Source organism: Pseudoalteromonas peptidolytica (genome assembly GCF_012641745.1).
In the GTDB taxonomy this organism is placed as follows: domain Bacteria; phylum Pseudomonadota; class Gammaproteobacteria; order Enterobacterales; family Alteromonadaceae; genus Pseudoalteromonas; species Pseudoalteromonas peptidolytica.
Map to the genome: position 1 here is coordinate 1 of NZ_WEHZ01000064.1, position 5,548 is coordinate 5,548.

The following is a 5,548-nucleotide window of genomic DNA, read 5'->3' on the forward strand; positions in this document are numbered from 1 at the left end:
GATCAACTGCTTGTAACTCATGGTAACTACTCTTGTTTTTTGGCGATTACAGAGTACCACCAACAGGCAGTTGATCTCTCCTCACCGATTAACCATGAGTGGTGCACTTATTATCTGAATTCGGGATAACAAGCACTTAAGAGTGATTCTCAAAGCTTGGCTGTGTCGCTCAAGTACATTTTATAGGGGCAGACACCAAGTAAAGTTTTCACCGAGGACGCTTGAGAAGTATCGAGGCTAATCTTACTACGCCCGAATACAGCCTGTTTGAGCGATGAATCTTAATTTATGAATACGAGAAGCGCCTTACGTTTAAAATAACTTAAGAGCATGAAGTGTAATGGCCTTTTTCAAATTCATGTGTCATATCTTGTAGTAAAAAGCTCATTGTTAACGAAATTGTGCTTCTGCCGTAATTCTCTGAAAGTCAGCGAATAACTTTGCTGCAAACTCTGCTGATGACTTTACCAAAAAACCAAAGTTTACATGTCACATGTTAAAGGAAGTGGATTGCAAGAGATGTGTAACTCTGTGTAATTTTTACTCTCCATTTCGTGTGCTACTGTATATTGTATGTATAAACTACCTAAACTCATTGCCTAATTGTTTTATTGTGACTTTGCCCTTCATTTGTAAATGTGTTCTGTGCTGTTCGCAGCCATGCTTGTGTGCTTGGCTAAAAAAAGAACTGCATTAGATGAAGAATAGACTATCTATTTCAAATTAAGGATAAAAAATGACTCATAAGTGTAATCAAATATTTAACTGTGCCTGTGGTAGTAAATTGTGGCAGAGCTTAATGCCAAAAGATTTTAATCCGTCTTTCGAATTGAATGATCAAACCGAAGATAACGCGCCAGAGAGTTTTATTATGCACGCTATAAATGGCGGCACAATTTTAACTATGCGAGAGGGAATGAATGAAAATGTCGAAGCAATAGGTATTAAAGATGGAAAAATTTGCGCTGCAGGTAGTCTTGAAGATGTAAAAAAAGAATTCCCAGACCCAAATCCTAAGACCGAAAAAATTGAAGGTACTGCCACTTTAATTCCAGCATTTATTGAGCCTCATGTGCATATTATTCCCAGCGCAGTAATTAATACAGGGTTAGATTTAAGCCCTTTTTATGGTCAGCAACTGCGGGAGAATGTGTTTCCCAAACAGGAATATAACTTTGAATGGGTTACAGATACCTTGAATGACGAAGCAAAAAAGATACCATTTGGAAACGGGAAGGCTCTAGGCTGGATTTTAGGTCATAATATGGATCCTTCATTATTCTCCTCTGGAATTAAGGATATAAATAAGGAAACTTTGGATTGTCAACTAAAAATCCCAGCTAAAGAAGTGCCGATTTATATCACTAATACTTCGGGTCATTTGGCGTATATTAATTCTGCGGCAATTAAGGTCATTAAAGATTATAATAATGAAATTACAAAAAACCGTAGTAAGTACCCTGATGAAAAAATAGTTAGCACAGGTCACAACGGGGTACTTGAAGAACTCTCGGAAATGGTGCCAGTTTTAGAAACTCTGATAAAAATATATGACTGTGAAAAGGAAGATGACGGAATTAAGGTAACGTTCAAACTTAAGCAACAAGCAGAAAAACGAATTGTACAAGAGTTAGAGAAGCTATTTGAAAATGCGGTGTCTAGCGGCATTACATATATGTTGGATGCTGCGCTAGATGAGAGGCAAATAGGGATTTTAAAAGCGTATGCCGAAACGGGTAAGGTGCGCATAGGCGGTGCATATTTGATAGATAGTTTGGATAAATTGAATACAAGCATCGGCTCTTTGGGTTTGCCCAACTCTGGTGACGAATACTTTAATCTTGCTTTTTTAAAGCTAATAGCAGATGGCTCTTCACAAGGGTTAACTGGCTATCAGTATACGCCGTATGATTGTAATGAAAACTATGACGTGTTTGCCCAAGCCGAACAGTCAGACTTCAGTGAAGCAGATAAAAATAAGATCAAGAATTTAGCAGAGCAAAATATTACTGGACTGTTTAATTATGGCTATCCATTGGAGTTTAATGGACTCATGAGAATAGCCAATAATTATGGTTGGCCGACGATGACACATGCTAATGGCGATCACGCAATTGACAGAACGCTCAGCGCCTTTAAACAAGCTGGTATCACAGAAAAAACTAAAGAGCAACGTCGTGATAGGATTGAGCACTGCTCCTTGCTTTCACCAAGTACCATGGCTGAAATGGAACACCTTGGCATTTCACCAAGTTTTACTATTGGGCATGTCGGTTATTGGGGGTGGAATTTTAAAAATACCATTATCGGTCAACAACGAGCAGACCAATTAGACTTATGTGCATCAGCCATCAATAATCACGGTATGCGAATAACACTTCATAGTGATTATAGTGTTACGCCTATGGGGCCTTTGCGTTATATGGAGCAGGCCATCACTCGACTAATGGAAAGTGCGCCAAATCAAAGCTTAGAAGTATTAAACCCGAATGAACGACTTACGCCATTTCAAGCTCTTAAAGCGATGACTTATGATGCGGCCTGGCAATGCCACGCAGATAAATGGGTAGGATCGTTGGAAGTTGGTAAATGCGCGGACTTCACGATTTTGGCAGAGTCACCCCTGAGGTATCAAAACCGCAACAATATGGCTTACCCTGCACAAGGAATGCGTGACATTCCTGTGCTTAAAACTTTTAAAGGAGGTAAACAAGTATTTGTACAGCCTCAAGAATCATACCTATCTAACATTTCATGGGACAATCAAAGTAAAGCCTTGACCTTTAAATATACAGGGCCAAAAGTTTCACCACCAAAAGGTGTTGAGGCCCATATTTGGTATCAGCTGCAAGATGAGCATGGCGGTGCATTAACTGATAAGTATACTGAGCCAATGAATAGCGTGTATTTTAATCGTAAAGTTGAGATCTTGGCTGACAGCTTAGCCAAATTTGATTCTGATAGCGTGACCAGTTTTTATTTAGTAGCAGGTATTTATTTAAAATCGGAACAAACTGGTACGATTGCCGCAATCGCACTTATTGACAAAAGCAGTGGCACATCTGAAGTGAACAATAAAACGAGCATTAACAAATTACAGCTAATGCCATCATCTGGTTCTGTTAGTTTTGAGGTACCGCCAAGCATAAAAGAACCTGAGCATAGTACTTGCTGGTTGTTTATTACAGATATTAACACCAACTATGGTTGGGATAATGGTCAGAAACTTAATGAAGGCGAACATCCCGGCCTCTACTACAATAAAGAGATGAGAACTGATGAATTGAAAAAAGGACGCATCGATCTAGACGGCCTCAACCTAGAGTTAGGTAAAACCTACAAAGTGGGTTTATGTTTAGGTAGTAATTATAGAATTGCGGCTTATGCAGTCACTCAGTGTGTTGATAAACCCACAACGGATTAACCCAATTGGTACTCTCTAAAAAGTAGTTTTCCATAAGTAACAATTTTTAAATTAGCCCACCCCCAATTAGAGTGGGTTTTTCATGACATGTTCAATTAAGTTTATATATCAGCAACCGAGTGTAATTATTATTTTATTAGAGCGCTTTTGCATTTTTACTAAAGCAATTGTCTTATCAGTTGCACAAAACCTCCAGGCAACAACCAACTGCCCATCCCGCGAGTACTCACCGCTTGCTGTGAAACCCTTAAAAGGCGACGGCGCACAAATCTAGCAAATTGTGAATATTTGCTGGCTTAACCGAATAAATTATTTAGCGATAACCCCTTAAGCTCTGTTAACCACAGCGTCTTGCCCTGTACGATGCTTAGGCTTTGATGTTTAGAAATATGAAAACACCAATAGCTACCTTACTTTAGAGTTGTTTCGATACGAATAATAGACAATTTTGTGTAATTCTGAGTTGAAGTGAGCGTCAATCTAGCTCCATTCAATGTAGCTCTTCAGTCTAGCTATGCGACACCGAATGTGGCTGAAAATGTATTAAGCAGGAAGTTTTTTGCGGCTTCTCCAAACGAGAAATGGGTGACAAATATCACGTATATTATATGGTGTAAAGGGCAATGGCTTTACTTTATGGCAGTGATGGACCTATTTCCTCAAGCGATAGTTAGTGGGTCATTTTATACGCAAATGACAGAATTACTGATAATAAGCGCGTTGAAAATGGCAATTGAGCGCAGAGAAATCTGAGCCGATTTGATTACACACTCGGTTAGAGATATTCAATGCAGAGTACTAATGTACCAAGGGCTTATAGGTAACATAGGAGCTACAACTAGTACGAGTAGAAGAAATAACTGTTGGGATAATGTGGTGATGGAGCCTTTTTATTCGAAATGAAACGGGAGTTAGTATTTTACTCAAATATCAGTCGCTTGAAGAAATTAAAGTGAGTATATTTGAGTGCATTGAAATATTTTATAGCCGCGTACGATTGCGTTCAGCATGAGGGTATTTAAGTCCAATGGAATACGCAAGCAGGTATGCATAAATTAAGCTGTCTACTTTTGGTAGGTAACACCAGCTTTAAGGAGAAAATCTTGGAAGTGTCACTTCGTCAAATTACAAAAGATAATTACGAAGCAGTGTGTGAGCTTGATGTATCAAAGGAGCAAGAAGAATACGTTGCTTGTAATATGTGGTCACTTGTTGAATCTATGTTTAACGATGGGTATGAAACCAGAGCAATATACTTGGAAAAAGAGCCTGTCGGCTTCTTTATGTGGGCTAAAGAGTCGATTACAAAGGTTTCAATCTGGCGGTTTATGATTGATCATAAACACCAAAAAAATGGCATTGGTCGTAAAGCGTTAGATCTTGCTTTAGCCGAAATTAAGCAGCTTGCAAACCTTAAGGAAATAGAAATTTGCTATAACCCTAAGAATCCTGTGGCTAAGGAGTTCTATTCTAGCTTTGGCTTTGTTGAGGTTGGTATGGATGAAGACAATGAAGATATGCTCGCAGTCATCAGTATTTAAAATCTAATATGTATATTAAAGGGGGACGAACAAGGCGTGTCCTTCGCATATTTTTCGCCAATTGTAGCCAAACATTTTTACGCCTTTAAGCAATGCATTAGTATTTGGGGAGGCTTATGAGAGTAATTCTAGCTTTGGCAACATTATCTCTAATTGGTTGCTCCCCTATTTGGGAAGAGTTGCCGTATGAAGTTTACTATATTAATGGTATTAAAACTTTAGGTTATAGCATTGGTGAAGGTGCTTATATTGGGCGTATTCATGAGCCTGTAAATATTACCGCTAATAAAAAATATATATCAGTTTATGCTTGCCCATATCAAACTTGCTCTTTTTATTACATTGATAAAATCAAAGATCACGAGTTTGCAGAGCACGACGAATTTGTATTTGGGCCATATACAAATGAGCAATTTGCAACGTTAGTTAAAAAGTTAGGCTTGCCGAGGGTCAGCTCCAGGGGCGGAGCATACTTTGATTACTTATAAACCAAAGAATACCTGTGCCCTAAATTTGTCGTTCCAGCCAGCGGTTTTCAATTTGCTGCGTTGACTCGGTAAGCCGCATTCACACTGCTTGAGCA

At 38.8% G+C, this 5,548-nt stretch carries 4 protein-coding genes; all 4 read left to right on the forward strand.

All coding sequences use genetic code 11. From position 1 onward, the window contains the following. The first annotated feature begins 736 nt into the window (after positions 1-736). Positions 737-3,424: an amidohydrolase gene (locus F9Y84_RS21595; RefSeq protein WP_147391376.1), complete on the forward strand. Its 2,688-nt coding sequence runs from the start codon at positions 737-739 to the stop codon at positions 3,422-3,424. Between the two features lie 468 nt (positions 3,425-3,892). After that, positions 3,893-4,177: a hypothetical protein gene (locus F9Y84_RS21600; RefSeq protein ID WP_147391375.1), complete on the forward strand. Its 285-nt coding sequence runs from the start codon at positions 3,893-3,895 to the stop codon at positions 4,175-4,177. Between the two features lie 293 nt (positions 4,178-4,470). Beyond that, positions 4,471-4,965, forward strand: a complete 495-nt coding sequence (locus F9Y84_RS21605) for a GNAT family N-acetyltransferase (RefSeq protein WP_373865601.1) — start codon at positions 4,471-4,473, stop codon at positions 4,963-4,965. 116 nt (positions 4,966-5,081) lie between these two features. Then, entirely contained in the window at positions 5,082-5,453 is a 372-nt protein-coding gene (locus F9Y84_RS21610) for a hypothetical protein (RefSeq protein ID WP_168756792.1), read from the forward strand. Positions 5,454-5,548: the final 95 nt, after the last annotated feature.

What these genes read in the sequence shown, in the direction of transcription:
- F9Y84_RS21595 (WP_147391376.1), top strand. Translation starts at nt 737, where the DNA reads ATGACTCATAAGTGTAATCAAATATTTAACTGTGCCTGTGGTAGTAAA.
- F9Y84_RS21605 (WP_373865601.1), top strand. Translation starts at nt 4,471, where the DNA reads ATGCATAAATTAAGCTGTCTACTTTTGGTAGGTAACACCAGCTTTAAG.
- F9Y84_RS21610 (WP_168756792.1), top strand. Translation starts at nt 5,082, where the DNA reads ATGAGAGTAATTCTAGCTTTGGCAACATTATCTCTAATTGGTTGCTCC.